This window comes from Pseudomonas sp. GW460-LB5, from assembly GCF_059423245.1.
On record NZ_JBWKXT010000009.1, the window covers coordinates 1 to 20,259 of the forward strand.

Consider the following 20,259-nt stretch of genomic DNA (forward strand, 5'->3'; position numbering starts at 1 on the left):
CAGCGGTAGTTCAGTCGGTTAGAATACCGGCCTGTCACGCCGGGGGTCGCGGGTTCGAGTCCCGTCCGCTGCGCCATCTTTGCCTCAAGGCCCCTTTGAACGCCTTGAAGCACAAAAAGAGCGACCTTAGGGTCGCTTTTTTTGTTTCTGCGGCTGAAAGCCTGTCTTTACCCATTTTTACACCAACCTGACAGACTCTTCACCGACCAGTGGTTCCTGTGCCTGCCTGCTGTGTTGCACAATAGGCACCTTCTCGACTTACCCGGAATTCGCAATGACCAGATCTTCCGTCTTTGGTGCGCTCGGGCTGGCCCTGGTGCTGGCGGGGGTGGCCGGTTGTTCCTCGAAAAAGACTGCCGTGTACGAGCACGAGAACTTCGATGACTCGGGTACCTTCTCGCGCAGCTTTCCGGTGAGCGATGCCGGCACTTGCGAGGCCGCCCGGCGTGCCTTGCTCAGCCAGGGCTACATCATTACCAACAGCGGTGCCAACCAGGTGGTGGGCAACAAGAGCTTCCAGCAGAATAGCGAGAATCACCTGCAGATCAGCTTCAACGTGACCTGTGCGCCGGATGTGAGCGACGAACAGCGCTCGACCATGTTCGCCAACGCCCTGCAGGACCGCTACGCGCTGAAAAAATCCAACACCTCTGCCAGCCTGGGCGTGGGGGTACTGGGTTCGGTATCGATGCCGATCGGCTCCAGCGACGACTCGATGGTCAAGGTGGCCAGCGAAACGGTGACGGCAGCGCAGTTCTATGACCGTTATTTCGCCTTGGTAGAGAGCTACCTGCCCAAGCCCAAGCCTAAGAAGGTTGAAGAAGCCAAGGTCGAGGCGCCCAAGGTTCCGAAGCCAGCGGTAGAACTGGGGTTACCTGAGCAGGCAGCGGCGAACCCGGTGGCGCCTGCGCCGGCTCCGGAAGCGGCACCGGAGGCGCAAGTTGCACCTGCGCCGGCCGTTGCCCCGGCCAGTGAAGCGGCAGCGGCACCGGTGGTGGATGACAGCCAGGGCTCGCAGCCGGTGGCGCCGCCGGCCGAAGCTGCGCCTATTCAGGTGGAGCAGCAATCCCAGCCTGCCGAGGCCGCGTCACCCTCCCTTTGACTGTTTGCCTGTTACAGACACCCCGCGATAACTTCCTGAACCCCTGCTACGTTTACCACTCATAAGCTTGTCATCATCCCTTCATCCCACCTGCTTAGGCTGAAGGCGATACCTACGAAGACAATATGAGTAAAGAGGACGCAGGGCGATGGATGAATACCAGGAAGAACTACTCGAAACCCAGGCTTACGAACTGGACACCCCGGAACCGGCTGAAGACGCTACCGAGCTTTAGCCCGCCCGCCGCTGGTTGCGGCGGAACTCCCCCGGCGTTAGGCCCGTCCAGCGCTTGAATGCGCGCTGGAAGGCCTCGGCCGAAGCAAACCCCAACAGATAGGCAATCTCGCCGAAGGCCAGCTCCGTGTCACGGATATAGGTCTCGGCCAGGTCGCGCCGCGTTTCGTTGAGCAGGTCGCGAAAGCGCGTGCCTTCTTCGGCGAGTTTGCGGCGCAACGTCCAGGTCGGTAGCTGTAAGTGCAGCGCCACTTCTTCCAGGTCCGGTTCACGGCCGCCATTGAGCAGCGGGCCCAGCAAGTGGGTAATGCGTTCACCCAGGCTGCGCACCCGTGTGCGTTGCAGCAGCTCTGCCTCACACAGTTGCAGCAGGTGCTGCCAGGTGCTCGGGCAATGCCTTGGGTTGGCCAGTTGCAGGGTTGCGCGGCTTAGCCGCAGCTGGTTGCCCTCGGCCGCGAATTGTACAGGTGTGCTGCACAGCGCCTGATAACCCTTGGCGTAGGCAGGGGCGGCAAACTCGATGTCCAGGCGCTCGGCCTGCACCTGTGTGCCGGCCAGGTCGGCAAGTTGCGCCAGCCAGCCGGCAAGCAGTGAGTCGACCACGAAGCGGTTGTAGGCGTTGTAAGGGCTGATGGAGTAGAAACGCAACCAGGCGCCTTGGGCGTCTTCCTCAAAGCTGGAGTGGCCACGGTAGTTGGCCGCATACAGTGGCTCGAAGCGCAGCAGGGTGCGCGCCGCGTCGCCCAGTGTCGGTGCCTGGGCGGCGGTGACCCCGGCCAGGCCGGCATGCGCAAGGCGGCTCAGGCGGCCCATGTGCAGGCCCAGTGCGGCCTCGCCGCTCAGCTCGATGGCTGCGTGGCCCAGGTGCATGTAACGGGGGATCGACAAGCGCGCGCCGGCCTCGGCAAGGCGGGGCGCACCCAGACCATAACGGCGCAGCAGGGGCTCGGGGTCGTGCCCCAGTTCGCGCAGGGCCTCTGTCAGCGGCTGGACAAAGCCTACCGAAAGGTCGCCCAGGCGTACGCGGGGGCGGGTCATGAGCCTACAGCCACAGATTCAGCAGGCGGGCGCCAGGGCTGGGGGGACCCGTCAGCAACTCACCCGACTGTCGGGCAAAGCCCTGGCCGTCGCTGGCCTGCTCCCAGAACTGCCCGCGCATGAACACGCTCATGCTGCTGACGCTGGCCCCGGCTGCCTCGGTCAGGCGTTGCCAGGCAGTCTGTTCGCTGACCTCGCCCCGTTGCAGGGCCAGCCCTGCGCTGGCGTCCTGGTGGCGATTGCCGCGCCATGACGCTTCCCAGCTACCCTTGCCGCTGAGGAACACCGGGTTGGCGATCAGCTGTACCGCTTGTTGTGCCAGTTGCTCATGGTTTTGCGGATACCAGCTGTCACTGCCCACCAGGACACCCAAGCGGCCGGCCGGGGTTTGCACCACTTGCAGCGGTTGCTGGCGGCCATCATGGACGTAGCGGCGGATTTCACTGTCGGGGAACTGTTGGCGCTGTGGCTGGCCCAGCAGCGAGCCATCTGCGGCAAACACCAGGCTGCTGTTGAACAGCGGGCCACTGCCGGCATGCAGCACGCCTTGTTTGACATAGGGTGCGGGCAGCACGATGGAGCCGGCCACCAGGGTGACGCCGAACTCCTTGGCCAACCCGCCGAACAACTGCTGATAGTCTGCGGCCATTTGCTCGGCCTTCATGCGCAAATGCGCGTCAGCGCGCCAGTCGTCGCCGTCTGCGCCGAGTATTGCCAGGCCGTAGCGCAGCGGGTTGCTCAGCTCCAGCCACTGCAAGGCCTCGCGGCTGTGCGTGACTTGATAAAGCTCATTCTTTTCCCCACGCGCCCACAGCCAGGTGCCGATGTGCTCCGGCAGCACCACCACCGTGCGCGGGCTCACCAGCCCTTGCGCGCGGGCTTGCTCCAGATAAGCCGCGAGCTTGCGGTGCAGGCGTTGCAGGTTCTGGTAGTCGCCCGGGTACAGCAGCGGCTCGACGCCCAGCAGATTACCGTGCTCGCCCGGCACGCCATGGTTGAGGGCCAGCTCGATGCGCAGGTCGGACAGGTAGTGGCCTTCAGGGCGCTGCTGGGTCCAGAAGCCGTAGCCGCACAGGGAGGCGATCATCACCAGCGCCAGCGCGCTTGCCAGGAGTTTTCGCATGGAACAGGACGAGGCCTTGAGAACCGAGGGTTCCCTAGGGTAGTCCGGCTGTACGTCAGGATCAATAACTTGTCATTTTCGATCATTGAGCCCATTCAAACGGCTGTTTAATCTCGCTGACAGACAAACGACGGGCCCCGCCGACCAGTGAGGTGCCCGCATACCGTGATCACGCCACCAGGGGACTTTTCCATGGCTGCCGACCGCTACCCGCACCTGCTCGCCCCGCTGGACCTGGGCTTTACTACCTTGCGCAACCGCACCCTGATGGGCTCGATGCACACCGGCCTCGAAGAGCGCCCCGGTGGTTTCGAGCGCATGGCTGCGTACTTTGCCGAGCGCGCCCGTGGGGGCGTCGGCCTGATGGTCACCGGGGGCATTGCGCCCAACGATGAAGGCGGGGTGTATTCCGGCGCGGCCAAGCTCAGTACCGAAGAAGAGGCCGACAAGCACCGCATCGTCACCGAAGCCGTGCACGCGGCGGGTGGCAAGGTGTGCCTGCAGATCCTGCATGCCGGGCGTTACGCTTACAGCCCTCGGCAGGTGGCACCTAGCGCGATCCAGGCGCCGATCAATCCGTTCACGCCCAAGGCGCTGGACGAGGAGGGCATCGAGAAACAGATTGCCGACTTCGTCAATTGCGCGGCACTGGCCCAGCGCGCGGGTTACGACGGCGTCGAGATCATGGGTTCGGAAGGCTACTTCATCAACCAGTTCCTCGCCGCCCACACCAACCACCGCACCGATCGCTGGGGCGGCAGCTATGAAAACCGCATGCGCCTGGCGGTGGAAATCGTCAGCCGGGTACGCGGCGCGGTAGGGCCGAATTTCATCATCATCTTCCGCCTGTCGATGCTCGACCTTGTTGAGGGTGGCAGCACCTGGGACGAGATCGAGCTGCTGGCCAAAGCCATCGAGCAGGCTGGCGCGACCTTGATCAACACCGGCATCGGCTGGCACGAAGCGCGTATCCCCACTATCGCCACCAAGGTGCCGCGTGCGGCATTCAGCAAGGTCACGGCCAAGCTGCGTGGCGTGGTGAATATTCCGTTGATCACCACCAACCGTATCAATACGCCGGAAGTGGCCGAAGCTGTATTGGCCGAAGGCGATGCGGATATGGTTTCAATGGCCAGGCCGTTCCTGGCCGACCCGGAATTCGTCAACAAGGCAGCGGCTGGCCGTGCCGATGAGATCAACACCTGCATCGGCTGTAATCAGGCCTGCCTGGACCACACCTTCGGCGGCAAGCTGACCAGTTGCCTGGTCAACCCGCGTGCCTGCCACGAAACCGAGCTCAACTACCTGCCCGTGCGGGCAGTGAAGCGCATTGCCGTGGTCGGCGCCGGCCCGGCTGGCCTGGCTGCGGCCACCGTGGCGGCCGAGCGGGGCCACGCGGTGACCCTGTTTGACGGCGCAAGCGAAATCGGGGGGCAGTTCAACGTGGCCAAGCGGGTGCCGGGCAAGGAAGAATTCTTTGAAACCCTGCGCTACTTTCGCAACAAGGTGAAGAGCACGGGCGTGGACCTGCGCCTGAATACCCGTGTCGACGTGCAGGCGCTGGTGAGCGGCGGCTACGACGAAATCATCCTGGCCACTGGCATCGCACCGCGTACCCCGGCCATTCCCGGTGTTGAGCATGCCAAGGTGCTCAGCTACCTGGACGTGCTGCTTGAACGCAAGCCGGTAGGCAAGGCGGTCGCGGTCATTGGTGCGGGTGGTATCGGCTTCGATGTCTCCGAATACCTCGTGCACCAAGGCGTGGCCACCAGCCAGGACCGTGAGGCGTTCTGGCAGGAGTGGGGCATCGATACCCGTCTTGAGGCGCGTGGCGGTGTGGCCGGGGTCAAGGCCGAGCCTCATGCGCCGGCGCGGCAGGTGTACCTGTTGCAGCGCAAGAAGTCCAAGGTGGGTGATGGCCTGGGCAAGACGACGGGCTGGATTCACCGCACCGGGTTGAAGAACAAGCGGGTACAGATGCTTAACAGTGTCGAGTACCTGGGTATCGACGATGCCGGTTTGCACATTCGTGTGGCCGACGGCGAGCCGCAGGTGCTGCCGGTGGATAACGTGGTGATCTGCGCTGGCCAGGATCCGCTACGCGAATTGCAGGACGGCCTGGTGGCGGCGGGGCAGTCGGTGCACCTGATTGGCGGGGCTGATGTGGCGGCCGAGCTGGATGCCAAACGGGCGATCAACCAAGGTTCGAGGTTGGCGGCGGAACTCTGAGATCGCTGGGGCTGCAAAGCAGCCCCAGGATTTCGCTGGTAAACTCGCACGATGCTTTTCGACCTCCCTCAAGCGCCCCTGCAACCCCTGAACCTGCCTTGGCTGGCAACTGCCAATGTCGAGGCCGCCATCCTGCGGCTGGACCTGATCGACCCACTGGTCAGCGGCAACAAGTGGTTCAAGCTTCGCCTTCACCTGCAGCAAGCCAGCGTCAGCAAAGCCCCGGGCCTGATCAGCCTTGGCGGCAATCACTCCAACCACTTGCACGCCCTGGCCGCCGCCGGCAAGCGCTTCGGCTTCGCCACCGCCGGCCTGCTGCGGGGCCACGTTCAGGAAACACCTACGGTGCGTGACCTTCAGGCGTTGGGCATGGAGCTGCACTGGCTCGGCTACGGCGGCTACCGCGCGCGCAACGAAACCGGGTTCTGGGGGGCCTGGCAGTCACGCTACCCAGGCTGGCATTGCATCCCCGAAGGCGGCGGCGGCCCGGCTGGTGCACAGGGCTGTGCGCTGATCATGCAGCAGGCGCGTTCGCAGCTCACGGCATTGGGCTGGTCGGGCTACGATGCCTGGTGGCTGGCTGCTGGAACCGGTACTACCCTGGCCGGCCTGGTGCTGGCCGAGGCGGGTGCGCATGTCGTACATGGCGCATTGGCTGTGCCCAGGGATCATGGCGTGCCGGAGACGGTGGCAGCATTCGCCGGTACACACGGCTACCAGCTACACGATGCGTGCCGTGGCGGTTTTGGCAAATTCGACGATGAGCTGCTGGCCTTCATTGCCGGGTGCGAGCAGCACAGTGGTGTACCGCTCGAGGCCCTGTACACCGGCAAGGCCCTGCTGGCCCTGCGTGATCAGGTCGAGGCCGGGCTGTTTGCGCCCGGCACCCGCCTGATCGTTGTGCATACCGGTGGCCTGCAGGGCCGGCGCGGTTACTTAAAGGGCAGCATGCGCAGCAGCGTGTTGTCGCGCTGCACGTAGTGGTGATACAGCCCGGCCAGGGCGTGCAGGCCGATCAACCAGTAGCCCCAACTGCCCACGCGTTCATGCCAGCCTTTGATGAACTTGGCCTGGTCCGGGTCCGGGCCAATCAGGTGTGGCAGCTCCAGGCCGAAGAACGGCACAGGTTTGTCGGCGGCGCTGAGGATCAGCCAGCCGGCCAGTGGCATGCCGATCATCAGCAGGTACAGCGCCAGGTGCATCAGGTGCGCAAGCCCGGTCTGCCAGGCCGGCGGCTTGGGCACGATGGGCGGGGTAGGGCGGCTCAGGCGCATGGCCAGGCGCAGCCAGACCAGCACGAACACGCTGAGCCCGAGCATGAAGTGCAGGTCTTTCATCAGATTGCGTTCGGCGCTGTCCTTGGGGAACAGGCCACGCAGTTCGATGAGCGCATAAACAGCGGCCAGCAGCACCAGCATCAGCCAATGCAGGGCGATGGACACGCGTGCGTAATGGGTCGCGGGGTTGGATGAAACCATGATCGGTCCTCGTCATCAGGTCAAAATGGCGCTCTTGCTGGCGCTCAGGTACCACTGTAGTGGTTACCAGAAATAAATCTTTGCGCTAGGTCTGTGAAAATTGGGTTGCCAGCACCGGCCCTATCGCCGGCAAGCCAGCTCCCACAGGGACGATGCTGAGCCTGGGGCCTGTGCAGTGGGAGCTGGCTTGCCGGCGATAGGCCCGGTACAGGTAACATCAGGCACCGGGCACGTGCGGCCAGTCATCAGCCACCAGAAACACCCGCTCCACCTCCTGCCAGGCACCCTCGGCATCAGCCTCCAACCTCACCAGCAACTGCGCCGGCGCCTGCCGCTCCAGCACATGCAACCAGGCCGCAAACTGCTCCACCGTCCAGCCTTCACCTGCCTCGACCCGCGCAGGTGCCAGCCAGGCATGCCGCTGCAAGGGCTGCCAATGTTCACCCTCTGCCATGACCCAGTCCCGCCGGCGCACCCAGCGCCCGTGCAAGTGCTGCGGGTTGGCGCCCGCGGGTGGCTCGGCATGCCCAGGCCATGGATAGAACAGGTAGCCACCCAGCCACACGTGTGCCTGCACCTGCTCAACCCCCAACCGCGCCAACAGCTCGCGGCTGTGCGCGCCGTTCGACATGGGCAACTGGTGCCCCGTCAGGTGCGCAAGTTTGCTCCCCAGCCGGTCATGGCACCCAGGTCCCAGCCAGGCATGCGGGTCGTGCCCGGCGTCTTGCGGCCCCAGGTACAACTTGATCGCCAGTTCCAGGTGGTGCACACCGTCGCGATCGCGCAGCACCACGTCCAGCTCGCCCAAGGTGCGCCCCGCGTCACGAATCGGCAGGTTGGCCGCCAGCAGCTCGATGCCGGGTGCCTGGCCCAGGGCAAATTGCCACAGCCGTTCGTAGTAAAGCCCCAGCCGCCGGCTGCCGAGCTTTGCCAGCCACGCTTGCAGCGGGCGATCGTCGGCATCCAGCGCTCGCAACCAGCCCTCGAGACGCTGCGGCTGCTGCGCCCAGAGGCTGCCCGTCAGCGGGTGGCGCTGGGGACAGGGCGGGGTGCTGAGCAGGGGCGGCGACAGCAGCGCCCAGGCCAGGTCGCGCACGGCGGGGCGGCGTAGCTGCCGGGGCAGGTCGATGAGCAGGGCGAATGGCATCATCCTGCGAGCATAGCCGGTTTGCCGCTACCCGGTGGTTTCGCCCATAATCGGGCCATCGTCACCCGTCGCAGAGCCCCGCAGGAGCCCCATGGAGCAATTTCGCAATATCGGTATCATCGGCCGCCTTGGCAGCTCGCAGGTGCTCGACACCATTCGCCGACTGAAAAAATTCCTCCTCGATCGCCACTTGCATGTGATCCTCGAGGACACCATTGCCGAAGTGCTACCCGGCCATGGCCTGCAAACCTCTACCCGCAAGCTGCTGGGCGAGGTCTGCGACCTGGTCATCGTGGTCGGCGGCGACGGCAGCCTGCTGGGCGCCGCCCGCGCCCTGGCCCGGCACAACATTCCGGTGTTGGGCATCAACCGTGGCAATTTGGGCTTCCTCACCGACATCCGCCCTGACGAGCTGGAAGAGAAAGTTGCCGAAGTGCTCGACGGCCACTACCTGGTGGAAAACCGCTTCCTGCTGCAGGCCGAGGTGCGTCGCCATCACGAGGCCATTGGCCAGGGTGATGCGCTGAACGACGTGGTGCTGCACCCAGGCAAGTCCACGCGCATGATCGAGTTCGAAATCTACATCGACGGCCAGTTCGTCTGCAGCCAGAAGGCCGACGGCCTGATCGTCGCCACGCCCACCGGTTCCACTGCCTACGCGCTGTCGGCCGGCGGCCCGATCATGCACCCCAAGCTCGACGCCATCGTCATCGTGCCGATGTACCCGCACACCTTGTCGGGCCGGCCGATCGTGGTCGACGGCAACAGCGAGCTGAAGATCGTGGTGTCCAAGGACCTGCAGATCTACCCGCAAGTGTCCTGTGACGGCCAGAACCACTTCACCTGCGCCCCCGGCGACACCATCACGGTGAGCAAGAAGCCGCAGAAGCTGCGCCTGATTCACCCGCTGGACCACAATTACTACGAGGTCTGCCGCACCAAGCTCGGTTGGGGCAGCCGCCTGGGGAGCAGGGACGACTGATGCTCGATCCGGCGCGAAGTTTCGACATCATCGGTGACGTACACGGCTGTGCACTGACCCTTGAACGCCTGCTCGACGCCCTCGGTTACAAGCGTGTGGCCGGCGTGTGGCGCCACCCGCGGCGCCTCGCGCTGTTTCTGGGCGATATCGTCGACCGCGGGCCACGCATTCGCGAGGCGCTGCACATCGTCCATGACATGGTCGAGGCCGGCCAGGCGTTCTGCATCATGGGCAACCACGAATATAACGCCCTGGGCTGGGTCACCCCGGCACTGCCCGGCAGCGGCAAGGCCTATGTGCGCGAGCACACGCCACGCCACGCCCGGCTGATTGACGAAACCCTCACCCAGTTCGCCCACCACCCCGGCGACTGGCACGATTTCGTCAACTGGTTCTACCAACTGCCGCTGTTCATCGATGCCGGGCGCTTCCGCCTGGTGCACGCCTGCTGGGACCCGCGGTTGATCGAGCCGCTGCGCCAGCAATACCCCGACGGGCGCATCGATGAACACTTCATCCAGGCCTCGGCGGTCAGTGGCAGTTTTGCCGACACGGTGTGCAACCGCCTGTTGCGCGGCACCGACATGCGCCTGCCGGACGGCCTGACGCTGACCGGCGGCGACGGCCTGACCCGCGCGTTCTTCCGCACCAAGTTCTGGGAAGAAGACCCGCAAACCTATGGCGACATCGTGTTCCAGCCCGATGCCTTGCCCGAGGAGGTAGCCAGTACCCCGCTCAGCCACAGCCAGAAGAACGCCTTGCTGCGCTATGCCGAAGACGAGCCCTTGCTGTTCGTGGGCCATTACTGGCGCAGCGGCCGCCCAGCGCCGATCCGCGCCAACCTGGCCTGCCTGGACTACAGTGCCGTGCTCTACGGCAAACTGGCCGCCTACCGGCTGGATGATGAAACCCGCATTGACCCGCACAAGTTCGTCTGGGTCGACGTCGACCGCCCACAGGCCAACCAATGAACATTATCGAAGTGATGCGCCTGCCGCTGTCGGTCGACCTCAGCGGCTTCGTCCACCTGCTGCAACGTCTGCAGGTGCCGCACCGGGTCAGCGAGGAGGGCGATGTCCAAGTGCTCTGGGCCCCCGACACCCTTGCCGAAGACGTGCTGCAACTCTACCAGCGCTACCCCGACGGCAACGCCGACCTCCAGGCGGTGGAGCAACCTGTGGGAGCGGGGCCTGCGAACGGCCCCACACAACCCTCCCTGGTGCAGCAGGCCAAAGCCTGCAAGATCACCACCCTCACGCTGCTGCTGTGCTTCATCGTCGCCGGCCTCACCAGCCTGGGCGACAATTTCACCACCATCAGTTGGTTTACCTTCCTCGACTTCCGCGTCCAGGGCGACTACCTGTACTTCAGCTCGCTGGCGCAAGTCCTGGACCAAGGCCAGTGGTGGCGCCTGGTATCACCCATGCTGCTGCACTTTGGCGTGCTGCACCTGGCCATGAACAGCCTGTGGTACTGGGAGCTGGGCAAGCGCATCGAGTTGCGCCAGGGCCCGTGGATGCTGCTGGGCCTGACCTTGCTGTTCAGCCTGGTGTCCAACCTGGCCCAGCACTACACCAGCGGGCCGAGCCTGTTCGGCGGCCTGTCCGGCGTGCTGTACGGCTTGCTCGGGCATATCTGGCTGTACCAGTGGCTGGCGCCCAACCGTCACTTCAACCTGCCCAAGGGCGTACTGGTGATGATGCTGGTCTGGCTGGTGGTGTGCCTGACCGGCGTGGTCGGCACCCTGGGCCTTGGCCAGATCGCCAACGCTGCCCATGTTGGCGGGTTGCTCATCGGATGCCTGACCGGGCTCTTGGGTGGGGCGCTGGCCCGGCGTAAACTGTCGGCTTGAATCAGGAGACACTATGTCCACTTTCGCGCAAATGATTGAAAACATCACCCCGGAAATCTACGAAAGCCTGAAACTGGCCGTGGAAATCGGCAAATGGTCGGATGGCCGCAAGCTCACGGCCGAGCAGAAAGAGCTGTCGCTGCAGGCGGTCATCGCCTGGGAGATGAAGAACCTGCCCGAAGAGCAGCGCACCGGTTACATGGGCCCGCAGGAATGCGCATCGAAGTCTGCGCCGATCGCCAACATCCTGTTCAAGTCGGACTCGGTACATTGATCGAACTCGCTCGTGGCTCGTTGAGCAAGATGGCAGTAAGCCTGCAGGCACCCGTGGTGCAATACAGCTTCCGGCTGGATGACACGCAGGTGCCAGTCAACCCGCTGATCGGCCAGCGCCTGCGCCTGGAATACCTCGGCGCCATTCACTGCAGCCATTGCGGCAAGCGCACCAAGACCAGTTTCAGCCAGGGTTACTGCTACCCGTGCATGACCAAGCTGGCCCAGTGTGACCTGTGCATCATGGCCCCGGAAAAATGTCACTACGATGCCGGCACCTGCCGCGAACCGTCGTGGGGCGAACAATTCTGCATGACCGACCACGTGGTCTACCTGGCCAACTCGTCGGGGATCAAGGTCGGCATCACCCGCGCCACCCAGCTGCCCACTCGCTGGCTCGACCAGGGCGCCAGCCAGGCCCTGCCGATCATGCGTGTGGCCACCCGTCAGCAATCAGGCCTGGTGGAAGATGTACTGCGCAGCCAGGTGCCAGACCGCACCAACTGGCGCACGCTGCTCAAAGGCGATGCCGAGGTGCTCGACCTGCCCGCCATTCGTGAGCAGATCTTCGACGCCTGCGCCGACGGCTTGCGCGAGCTGCACGGGCGCTTTGGCCTGCAGGCGATTCAGCCGCTGCCCGACGCCGAAGTGGTGCAGATGAACTACCCGGTCGAGGCCTACCCGAAAAAGATCGTCAGCTTCAACCTCGACAAGGACCCGGTGGCCGAAGGCACGCTGCTGGGCATCAAGGGCCAGTATCTGATCTTTGACACCGGGGTGATCAATATTCGCAAGTACACGGCCTACCAGTTGGCCGTGCTCCAGTAAAAAGGACCTGCACATGCGTACCGAACAACCGCAAGTGATCTACCTGAAGGATTACCAGGCGCCCGAGTACCTGATCGACGAGACGCACCTGACTTTCGAGCTGTTCGAGGACCACACCCTGGTCCACGCGCAACTGGTCATGCGCCGCAACCCGGCACGCGGTGCCGGCCTGCCGCCTTTGGTGCTAGACGGCCAGCAGCTGGAACTGCTGCGTGCCTCGCTGGACGACCAGGAACTGCAGTCGGGCGACTACCAGGTCGATGCCGACAGCCTGACCGTCCATCCCAAGGCCGAACGCTTCACCCTCGACACCAGCGTAAAGATCCACCCTGAGCGCAATACTGCGCTGGAAGGCCTGTACAAGTCCGGCAAGATGTTCTGCACCCAGTGCGAGGCCGAGGGCTTCCGCAAGATCACCTACTACCTCGACCGCCCGGACGTGATGAGCACTTTCACCACCACGGTGATCGCCGAGCAGCATCGTTACCCGGTATTGCTGTCGAACGGAAACCCGACGGGCAGCGGCCCGGCCGAGGATGGCCGCCACTGGGCAACCTGGGAAGACCCGTTCAAGAAACCGGCTTACCTGTTCGCGCTGGTGGCCGGTGACCTGTGGTGCGTCGAGGACACGTTTACGCGTCAGTCTGGCCGTGATGTGATGCTGCGCATCTATGTCGAACCCGAAAACCTCGACAAGTGCGACCACGCCATGGTCAGCCTGAAGAAGTCCATGCGTTGGGACGAAGAAGTCTACGGCCGTGAGTATGACCTGGACATCTTCATGATCGTCGCGGTCAACGACTTCAACATGGGCGCCATGGAAAACAAGGGCCTGAACATCTTCAACTCCAGCTGTGTGCTGGCCCGTGCCGAAACCGCCACCGATGCCGCGCACCAGCGCGTCGAAGGCGTGGTCGCCCACGAGTACTTCCACAACTGGTCGGGCAACCGTGTCACCTGCCGTGACTGGTTCCAGCTGTCGCTCAAGGAAGGCTTCACGGTGTTCCGCGATGCCGAGTTCAGTGCCGACATGAACTCGCGCACGGTCAAGCGCATCGAAGACGTCGCCTACCTGCGCACCCACCAGTTCGCCGAAGACGCTGGCCCCATGGCCCACCCGGTGCGCCCGGACAGCTTCATCGAAATTTCCAACTTCTACACCCTGACGGTGTACGAGAAGGGCGCCGAAGTGGTGCGCATGGTCCGTACCCTGCTGGGCGCCGACGGCTTCCGCAAGGGCAGCGACCTGTATTTCGAGCGTCACGATGGCCAAGCGGTGACCACCGATGATTTCATCAAGGCCATGGAAGACGCCAACGGTGTGGACTTCACCCAGTTCAAGCGCTGGTACAGCCAGGCCGGTACCCCGCGTCTGGACGTGAGCGAAAGCTATGACGCAGTTGCACAAACCTACAGCCTGACCTTCCGCCAGAGCTGCCCGCAAACCCCGGACAAGGCCGAAAAGCTTCCGTTCGTGATCCCGGTCGAGCTGGGCCTGCTGGACGCTCAAGGCAATGACCTGCCGCTGCGTCTGGCCGGTGAGCCGGCAGCTGGCGGTACCAGCCGTGTGCTGTCGGTGACCGAGGGCGAGCAGACCTTCACCTTCGAGGGTATCCAGGCCAAGCCGCTGCCCTCGCTGCTGCGCGGCTTCAGCGCACCGGTGAAGCTCAGCTTCCCTTACAACCGCGACCAGCTGATGTTCCTGATGCAGCACGACAGCGACGGTTTCAACCGCTGGGAAGCGGGGCAGCAACTGTCGGTACAGGTGTTGCAGGAGCTGATCGGCCAGCATCAACGCGGCGAAGCCCTGAAACTCGACCAGCGCCTGATCACGGCCCTGGGCACCGTGCTGGGTAACGCGTCGCTGGACCCGGCCATGGTTGCCGAAATGCTTTCGTTGCCGGGCGAGGCGTACCTCACCGAGATCAGCCAGGTGGCCGACGTGGACGCCATCCACGCAGCCCGCGAGTTCGCCCGCCAGCAGATCGCCGAGCAGCTGTTCGACGCCCTGTGGGCGCGCTATCAGGCCCACCGTGAAGTGTCGCGCGGCACCGCCTACGTGGCCTCTGCCGAGCACTTCGCCCGCCGTAGCCTGCAGAACATTGCCCTGTCGTACCTGATGCAGAGCGGCAAGCCGCAGGTGCTGGAAGCGACCCTGGAACAGTTCGATCAGTGCGACAACATGACCGAACGCCTCACGGCCTTGGCGGTGCTGGTCAACTCGCCGTTCGAAGCCGAGCGGGCCAAGGCCCTGGAAGCCTTTGCCGAGCACTTCAAGGACAACCCGCTGGTCATGGATCAGTGGTTCAGCGTGCAGGCGGCCAGCACGCTGCCGGGCGGGTTGGCACGGGTCAAGGCGTTGATGCAGCACCCTGCGTTCACCCTGAAAAACCCGAACAAGGTGCGTGCGCTGATTGGGGCCTTTGCCGGGCAGAACCTGATCAACTTCCATGCCGCCGATGGTTCGGGCTATCGCTTCCTCGCGGACCTGGTGATCGAGCTGAATGCGCTGAACCCGCAGATCGCCTCGCGTCAGCTGGCGCCGCTGACCCGCTGGCGCAAATATGACGATGCGCGTCAGGCGCTGATGAGGGGCGAGCTGGAGCGGATTCTGGCTTCGGGTGAGCTGTCCAGTGATGTGTATGAAGTGGTGAGCAAGAGCCTGGCTTGAGTTTTCTGTAGTCAGTGCCGGCCTCTTCGCGGGTAAACCCGCCCCCACAGGTACTTCACCGCTTTCATGGACGGTGTAGCACCTGTGGGAGCGGGTTTACCCGCGAAGCTTTTTGGGCCGACAACAAAACATAACACCCCGCCCGTTGTAATCGCGCAGACATCCCCGCTACGATCCCCTCAAGCTATTGCAGGCCTCTAGATCAGGCTTTTTGCAGTACCTGCAATGCATTGACCCACCAACAAGAACACAACAAGGGGGCAGTCATGAGGGAACAGCTACGGGCGCCGGCCAGGCGTGGTGCCTGGCCATTGGCGGCCAGCGCATTGCTGGCACTGGCATTGGGGGTGTGGGCCGACAGTGCCCAGGCCGCCGCTGCCGACGAATACTCCACCGAATCTGCCAAGGCCAGCCAAAGCCTGCTGATCGGCGCCACCCATGCCGGCAAGCGCCTGGTGGTGGTGGGTGATCGCGGCCATATTCTGTTCTCCGACGACCAGGGCAATACCTGGACCCAGGCTCGTGTACCCACCCGGCAGTTGCTCACCGCCGTGTTCTTCCTCGATGACAAGCGCGGCTGGGCGGTCGGCCATGATGCGCAGATCCTCGTCAGCAGCGACGGCGGCGCAACCTGGACCAAGCAGTTCGAAGACCTCGCCCGTGAAGCACCCTTGCTCGATATCGCTTTCCTCGATGCGCAGCACGGCTTTGCCGTAGGGGCCTATGGCGCCTTGATGGAAACCACCGACGGCGGGCAGCACTGGCAGGACGTGGCCGAGCGCCTGGACAACCCTGACCAGTTACACCTGAACGGTATTGCCCGTGTGCGGGATGCCGGCCTGTTCATCGTAGGCGAGCAGGGCGGCATGTTCCGCTCCGCCGACAACGGCCAGACCTGGGCCAAGGTGCAGGGCCCCTACGAGGGCTCGCTGTTCGGTGTGATCGGCACCGCCCAGTCGCACGCCTTGCTGGCCTACGGCCTGCGCGGCAACCTGTTCCGTTCCACCGATTTTGGTGACAGCTGGCAGCCGATCGAACTCAAGGTCGCGCGCGGCAACCTCGAATTCGGCCTGGCAAGCGCTACGCTTCTCGATGATGGCACCTTGGTGCTGGTCGGCAACGGCGGCAGTGTGCTGCGCAGTACCGATGGCGGCCAGACCTTCAGCGTGTACAACCGCGCCGACCGCATCGCCCTGGCTGGCGTCAGCGGCCTGGCCAATGGCGGCCTGCTGCTGGTGGGGCAGGGCGGCGTACACCTGGCGGATGCCCAGGGTGCCGAAGGGGTGAGCCGATGACCAGCAGGGAGAGCATTACCATGCACCCGCACCACCAGGACAAGGCCACGCTGCTTGAGCGCCTGATCTTCAACAACCGCCCCGTGGTCATCGCCCTGTGTGTGCTGGTGAGCATTTTCCTGTTCTGGCAGGCGACGCAGATTCGCCCGTCCACCAGTTTCGAGAAGATGATCCCGCTGCAGCACCCGTTCATCGAGCAGATGATGGAGCACCGCAACGACCTTGCCAACCTGGGTAACACCGTGCGCATTTCGGTGGAGGCGGTGAATGGCGACATCTTCGACAAGGACTACATGGAGACCCTGCGCCAGGTCCATGACGAGGTGTTCTACATCCCCGGCGTCGACCGTGCCGGGCTGAAGTCACTGTGGAGCCCCAGCGTGCGCTGGAGCGAGGTAACCGAGGAGGGCTTTTCCGGTGGCGAGGTGATCCCCAACACCTACAACGGTTCGCAGGACAGCCTCGACACCCTGCGCGACAACGTGCTCAAGTCCGGCCAGGTGGGGCGCCTGGTGGGTAACAACTTCAAGTCGAGCATCGTCGACGTGCCGCTGCTGGAGAGCTACCCCGACCCGCAGGACCCAGGCAAGCAGGTGAAGCTGGACTACCAGCAGTTCTCGCACCTGCTGGAAGAGAAGATCCGCGACAAGTTCCAGGCGCAGAACCCCAATGTGAAAATCCACATTGTCGGCTTCGCCAAGAAGGTCGGTGACCTGATCGATGGCCTGGTGATGGTGGCGATGTTCTTCGGCGTCGCCCTGGCCATTACCTGGGTGCTGTTGTACTGGTTCACCTGGTGCATACGCAGCACCATCGCCGTGCTCATCACCACCTTGGTGGCGGTGGTCTGGCAGCTGGGGCTGATGCATGCGGTGGGCTTTGGGCTGGACCCATACTCGATGCTGGTGCCGTTCCTGATCTTCGCCATCGGCATTTCCCACGGGGTGCAGAAGATCAACGGCATCGCCTTGCAGTCGAGTGACGCTGACAACGCCCTCACGGCGGCCCGGCGCACCTTCCGCCAGCTGTTCCTGCCGGGGATGATCGCCATCCTTGCCGACGCGGTGGGCTTCATCACTCTGTTGATCATCGATATAGGGGTGATTCGCGAATTGGCCATCGGCGCCTCCATCGGTGTGGCGGTGATCGTGTTCACCAACCTGATCCTGCTGCCAGTGGCCATTTCCTATGTCGGCATCAGCAAGAAGGCCATCGAGCGTAGCAAGAAGGACGCGACCCGCGAGCACCCCTTCTGGCGCCTGCTATCGAATTTTGCCAGTGCCAAGGTGGCGCCGGTGTCTGTCACCCTGGCGCTGGTCGCCTTCGCCGCTGGGCTGTGGTACAGCCAGAACCTGAAGATCGGCGACCTCGACCAGGGCGCGCCGGAGCTGCGCCCCGACTCGCGCTACAACCAGGACAACAGCTTCATCATCAGCAACTACTCGACCAGCTCCGACGTGCTGGTGATCATGGTCAAAACCCCGCCCGAGCAGTGCTCGGTCCACGCGACCATGGCGCCTATCGACGAGCTGATGTGGACCATGCAGAACACCCCGGGTGTGCAGTCGGCGATTTCCCTGGTGACCGTGTCCAAGCAGGTGATCAAGGGCATGAACGAGGGCAGCCTGAAATGGGAAACCCTGTCGCGTAACCCGGACATCCTCAACAACTCCATCGCCCGTGCCGACGGCCTGTACAACGGTGACTGCTCGCTGGCGCCGGTGCTGGTGTTTCTCAACGACCACAAGGCCGAGACCCTGGAGCGGGTGACCGCCGTGGCCAAGGCGTTTGCCGACAGCCACAACAAGGAAGGCCTGCAGTTCCTGCTGGCGGCGGGCAACGCCGGGATCGAGGCGGCGACCAACGAAGTGATCAAGTCGGCCGAGCTGACCATCCTGGTCCTGGTGTACATCTGTGTGGCGGTGATGTGCCTGATCACCTTCCGCTCGTTCGCCGCCACCCTGTGCATCGTCCTGCCGCTGGTACTGACCTCGGTGCTGGGCAATGCACTGATGGCCTACATGGGCATCGGGGTGAAGGTAGCGACCTTGCCGGTGGTGGCGCTGGGTGTGGGGATTGGCGTGGATTACGGCATCTACATCTACAGCCGGCTGGAAAGCTTCCTGCGTGCCGGGTTGCCGTTGCAGGAGGCCTATTACCAGACCCTGCGTTCGACGGGTAAAGCCGTGTTGTTCACTGGCTTGTGCCTGGCCATCGGCGTGTGCACCTGGATCTTCTCGGCAATCAAGTTCCAGGCCGACATGGGGTTGATGCTGACCTTCATGCTGCTGTGGAACATGTTTGGCGCGCTGTGGCTGCTGCCGGCGCTGGCACGGTTCCTGATCAAGCCGGAGAAGATGGTGGGCAAGGAAGGTGGGTCCATTTTCGCCCATTGAATCGCAAGGGGCCGCTTTGCGGCCCATTCGCAGCACAAGGCTGCTCCTGCAAGGGTTACGCGATCCCCTGTAGAAGCAGCCTTGTGCTGCGAATGGGCTGCAAAGCAGCCCCAGGGTTATAATGCCGCCATATTTCCCACAGGTACCCCCATGTCCCCCCTCGCCACCGCCCTGCAGTCCTGCGACATGCTCCTGATCGACGGCCTGCACGCCTTCGATTTCACCGCCGACGCATCCGGCCTCACCGTCGAATGCATGGACGGCCGCCAGCTGCGCCGCTGGTCCTTCACCCCTGATCAGGTCGCCGCCGCTATCGCCACCGGTGATGAATGGCAACTCAACGATGCCAACGGCGAGCATCGGCTAGTCTGTATGAGTGCCTTTCGCGCCCCGGATGAAGACCAAGATGAACCGGATCTGGACGAACCTGCTGACCGCTAGCCTGATGAGCCTGACAATCCACGCCCACGCCGCTACCTTGCTGGTGGGCAGTTACACCGATGGTGCCAGCCAAGGCATCTACCGCTATCAATTCGACGACAAGGTCGGCCATATTGACCCCACGCCCTTGCAGGTGGTGAAGAGCGTCAGCCCTTCGTGGCTGGTGTTGTCCGCCGACCAGCGTCAGCTGTTCGCGGTGAATGAAACCCCGCAGGGCCATGCCAGCAGTTTCAGCATCAGCAGCAAAGGCGAAATCAAGCCGCTCAACCAGGTGGCCACCGAGGGCGACGAGCCAACCCACGCCAGCATCAGCCGTGACCAGCGCTACCTGTTCGTGGCCAACTATGCGGTCAAGCCCGACCCCGGTGGCAGCCTGGTGGTGATTCCGGTGGCCAGGGACGGCAAGCTCAAGCCCGTGGTGCAGCAGGCCCGACACCAGGCCAGCGGGGTAAACCCTGAGCGCCAGGCCGGTGCCCATGTGCATTCGCTGGTGCTGTCGCCTGATGGCCAGCACCTGTATGCCAGTGACCTGGGTGCCGACAAGGTGTTCATCTACCGGTACGACGGTGCCAGTGCGGACCACCCGCTGACAGCGGCGATACCGGCGTCCGTGGCTTTGCCGCCGGGCAGCGGGCCGCGTCACCTGCTGTTCGATGCCAAAGGCCGCCATGCCTACCTCACCCTGGAAATGAACGCCGAGGTGGTGATGTTCGATGTGCAGGACGGCAACCTGGTCGAACGCCAGCGCTTGCCCCTGACCGAGCACCAGGAGGCAGCAGCCAAGGCTGCGGGTGGCTTGCACCTGTCGGCGGACGGGCGTTTCCTGTACGTGAGCAACCGCGGCACGGCTAACGAGATTGTGGTGTTTGGCGTGAGCAAGGACGATGGCCAGTTGACCTTCCTGCAGCGTCGTTCGGTGGAAGGCGATCACCCCAGGGAATTTGCTCTGGACCCGAGTGACAACTTCCTGCTGGTGGCCAACCAGAAGAGCAACCAGATCGTGGTGATGCGTCGCGATCCCCGCAGCGGCAAGCTGCTGGAGACGGTGCAGACGCTGCAGCAGGATGCACCCTCGGACCTCAAGTTCATCGAGTGATATCGATTGGCGTGATAATCGATACTGGCGCAATGAATTTTTGCGTGCGGCCTCGGCGGCGTAAGTTTGACCCA

Annotated in this window: 17 protein-coding genes; 13 read left to right on the forward strand and 4 right to left on the reverse strand. The window is 63.7% G+C overall.

What is annotated here, in order from left to right; genetic code table 11:
• Window positions 1-274 precede the first annotated feature (274 nt).
• The gene (locus AC07XM_RS07910) at window positions 275-1,102 is read left to right on the forward strand and encodes a DUF2242 domain-containing protein (RefSeq protein WP_096425773.1); all 828 of its coding nucleotides are present in this window, start codon (window positions 275-277) and stop codon (window positions 1,100-1,102) included.
• Between the two features lie 231 nt (window positions 1,103-1,333).
• On the opposite strand, the gene AC07XM_RS07915 is transcribed toward AC07XM_RS07910, so the two are convergent.
• Together AC07XM_RS07915 and AC07XM_RS07920 are read right to left on the reverse strand one after the other, a co-directional pair.
• Window positions 1,334-2,374 carry an AraC family transcriptional regulator gene (locus AC07XM_RS07915; protein ID WP_060519093.1) on the reverse strand — a complete coding sequence of 347 codons (1,041 nt, stop codon included), beginning with the start codon at window positions 2,372-2,374 and terminating at the stop codon, window positions 1,334-1,336.
• Between the two features lie 4 nt (window positions 2,375-2,378).
• Window positions 2,379-3,497 carry a nitrilase-related carbon-nitrogen hydrolase gene (locus AC07XM_RS07920; RefSeq protein WP_023049504.1) on the reverse strand — a complete coding sequence of 373 codons (1,119 nt, stop codon included), beginning with the start codon at window positions 3,495-3,497 and terminating at the stop codon, window positions 2,379-2,381.
• A gap of 192 nt (window positions 3,498-3,689) precedes the next feature.
• Between AC07XM_RS07920 and AC07XM_RS07925 the strand changes: the two genes are divergently transcribed.
• Together AC07XM_RS07925 and AC07XM_RS07930 are read left to right on the forward strand one after the other, a co-directional pair.
• Window positions 3,690-5,726 carry an NADPH-dependent 2,4-dienoyl-CoA reductase gene (locus tag AC07XM_RS07925; RefSeq protein ID WP_102689345.1) on the forward strand — a complete coding sequence of 679 codons (2,037 nt, stop codon included), beginning with the start codon at window positions 3,690-3,692 and terminating at the stop codon, window positions 5,724-5,726.
• Between the two features lie 51 nt (window positions 5,727-5,777).
• Window positions 5,778-6,707 (forward strand): 1-aminocyclopropane-1-carboxylate deaminase/D-cysteine desulfhydrase, encoded by a 930-nt coding sequence (locus AC07XM_RS07930; RefSeq protein ID WP_102689346.1) that lies wholly within the window; start codon window positions 5,778-5,780, stop codon window positions 6,705-6,707.
• On the opposite strand, the gene AC07XM_RS07935 is transcribed toward AC07XM_RS07930, so the two are convergent.
• Window positions 6,659-7,204: a cytochrome b gene (locus tag AC07XM_RS07935; RefSeq protein ID WP_016485535.1), complete on the reverse strand. Its 546-nt coding sequence runs from the start codon at window positions 7,202-7,204 to the stop codon at window positions 6,659-6,661. The two genes, AC07XM_RS07930 and AC07XM_RS07935, sit on opposite strands and share 49 nt — an antisense overlap.
• 217 nt (window positions 7,205-7,421) lie before the next feature.
• Entirely contained in the window at window positions 7,422-8,354 is a 933-nt protein-coding gene (locus AC07XM_RS07940) for a DUF1853 family protein (protein WP_102689347.1), read from the reverse strand.
• 88 nt (window positions 8,355-8,442) lie between these two features.
• Between AC07XM_RS07940 and AC07XM_RS07945 the strand changes: the two genes are divergently transcribed.
• The 10 genes from AC07XM_RS07945 (at window position 8,443) to AC07XM_RS07990 (ending at window position 20,185) form a co-directional block, all read left to right on the forward strand.
• Window positions 8,443-9,333 carry an NAD(+) kinase gene (locus tag AC07XM_RS07945; protein ID WP_016485536.1) on the forward strand — a complete coding sequence of 297 codons (891 nt, stop codon included), beginning with the start codon at window positions 8,443-8,445 and terminating at the stop codon, window positions 9,331-9,333.
• A complete protein-coding gene (locus AC07XM_RS07950) occupies window positions 9,330-10,304 on the forward strand; it encodes a metallophosphoesterase (protein ID WP_169725181.1) in 975 nt (324 codons plus the stop codon). The genes AC07XM_RS07945 and AC07XM_RS07950 overlap by 4 nt, the downstream gene beginning before the upstream one ends.
• Window positions 10,301-11,185 (forward strand): rhomboid family intramembrane serine protease, encoded by an 885-nt coding sequence (locus AC07XM_RS07955; RefSeq protein WP_016485538.1) that lies wholly within the window; start codon window positions 10,301-10,303, stop codon window positions 11,183-11,185. Before AC07XM_RS07950 ends, AC07XM_RS07955 begins: the two co-directional genes overlap by 4 nt.
• 13 nt (window positions 11,186-11,198) lie before the next feature.
• The gene (locus AC07XM_RS07960) at window positions 11,199-11,459 is read left to right on the forward strand and encodes a YeaC family protein (protein WP_016485539.1); all 261 of its coding nucleotides are present in this window, start codon (window positions 11,199-11,201) and stop codon (window positions 11,457-11,459) included.
• Window positions 11,456-12,286 carry a DUF2797 domain-containing protein gene (locus AC07XM_RS07965; RefSeq protein WP_016485540.1) on the forward strand — a complete coding sequence of 277 codons (831 nt, stop codon included), beginning with the start codon at window positions 11,456-11,458 and terminating at the stop codon, window positions 12,284-12,286. Before AC07XM_RS07960 ends, AC07XM_RS07965 begins: the two co-directional genes overlap by 4 nt.
• A gap of 13 nt (window positions 12,287-12,299) precedes the next feature.
• Complete coding sequence (gene pepN, locus AC07XM_RS07970) at window positions 12,300-14,957, forward strand: aminopeptidase N (protein ID WP_016485541.1); 2,658 nt, start codon at window positions 12,300-12,302, stop codon at window positions 14,955-14,957.
• 266 nt (window positions 14,958-15,223) lie between these two features.
• Window positions 15,224-16,252: a WD40/YVTN/BNR-like repeat-containing protein gene (locus AC07XM_RS07975; RefSeq protein WP_102689348.1), complete on the forward strand. Its 1,029-nt coding sequence runs from the start codon at window positions 15,224-15,226 to the stop codon at window positions 16,250-16,252.
• Window positions 16,253-16,272: 20 nt separating this feature from the next.
• The gene (locus AC07XM_RS07980; RefSeq protein ID WP_102689365.1) at window positions 16,273-18,648 is read left to right on the forward strand and encodes an efflux RND transporter permease subunit; all 2,376 of its coding nucleotides are present in this window, start codon (window positions 16,273-16,275) and stop codon (window positions 18,646-18,648) included.
• A gap of 150 nt (window positions 18,649-18,798) precedes the next feature.
• Window positions 18,799-19,089, forward strand: coding sequence for a DUF5629 family protein (locus AC07XM_RS07985; RefSeq protein ID WP_016485544.1), 291 nt, complete (start codon window positions 18,799-18,801; stop codon window positions 19,087-19,089).
• Window positions 19,055-20,185, forward strand: coding sequence for a lactonase family protein (locus tag AC07XM_RS07990; protein ID WP_024717868.1), 1,131 nt, complete (start codon window positions 19,055-19,057; stop codon window positions 20,183-20,185). The genes AC07XM_RS07985 and AC07XM_RS07990 overlap by 35 nt, the downstream gene beginning before the upstream one ends.
• Window positions 20,186-20,259 lie beyond the last annotated feature (74 nt).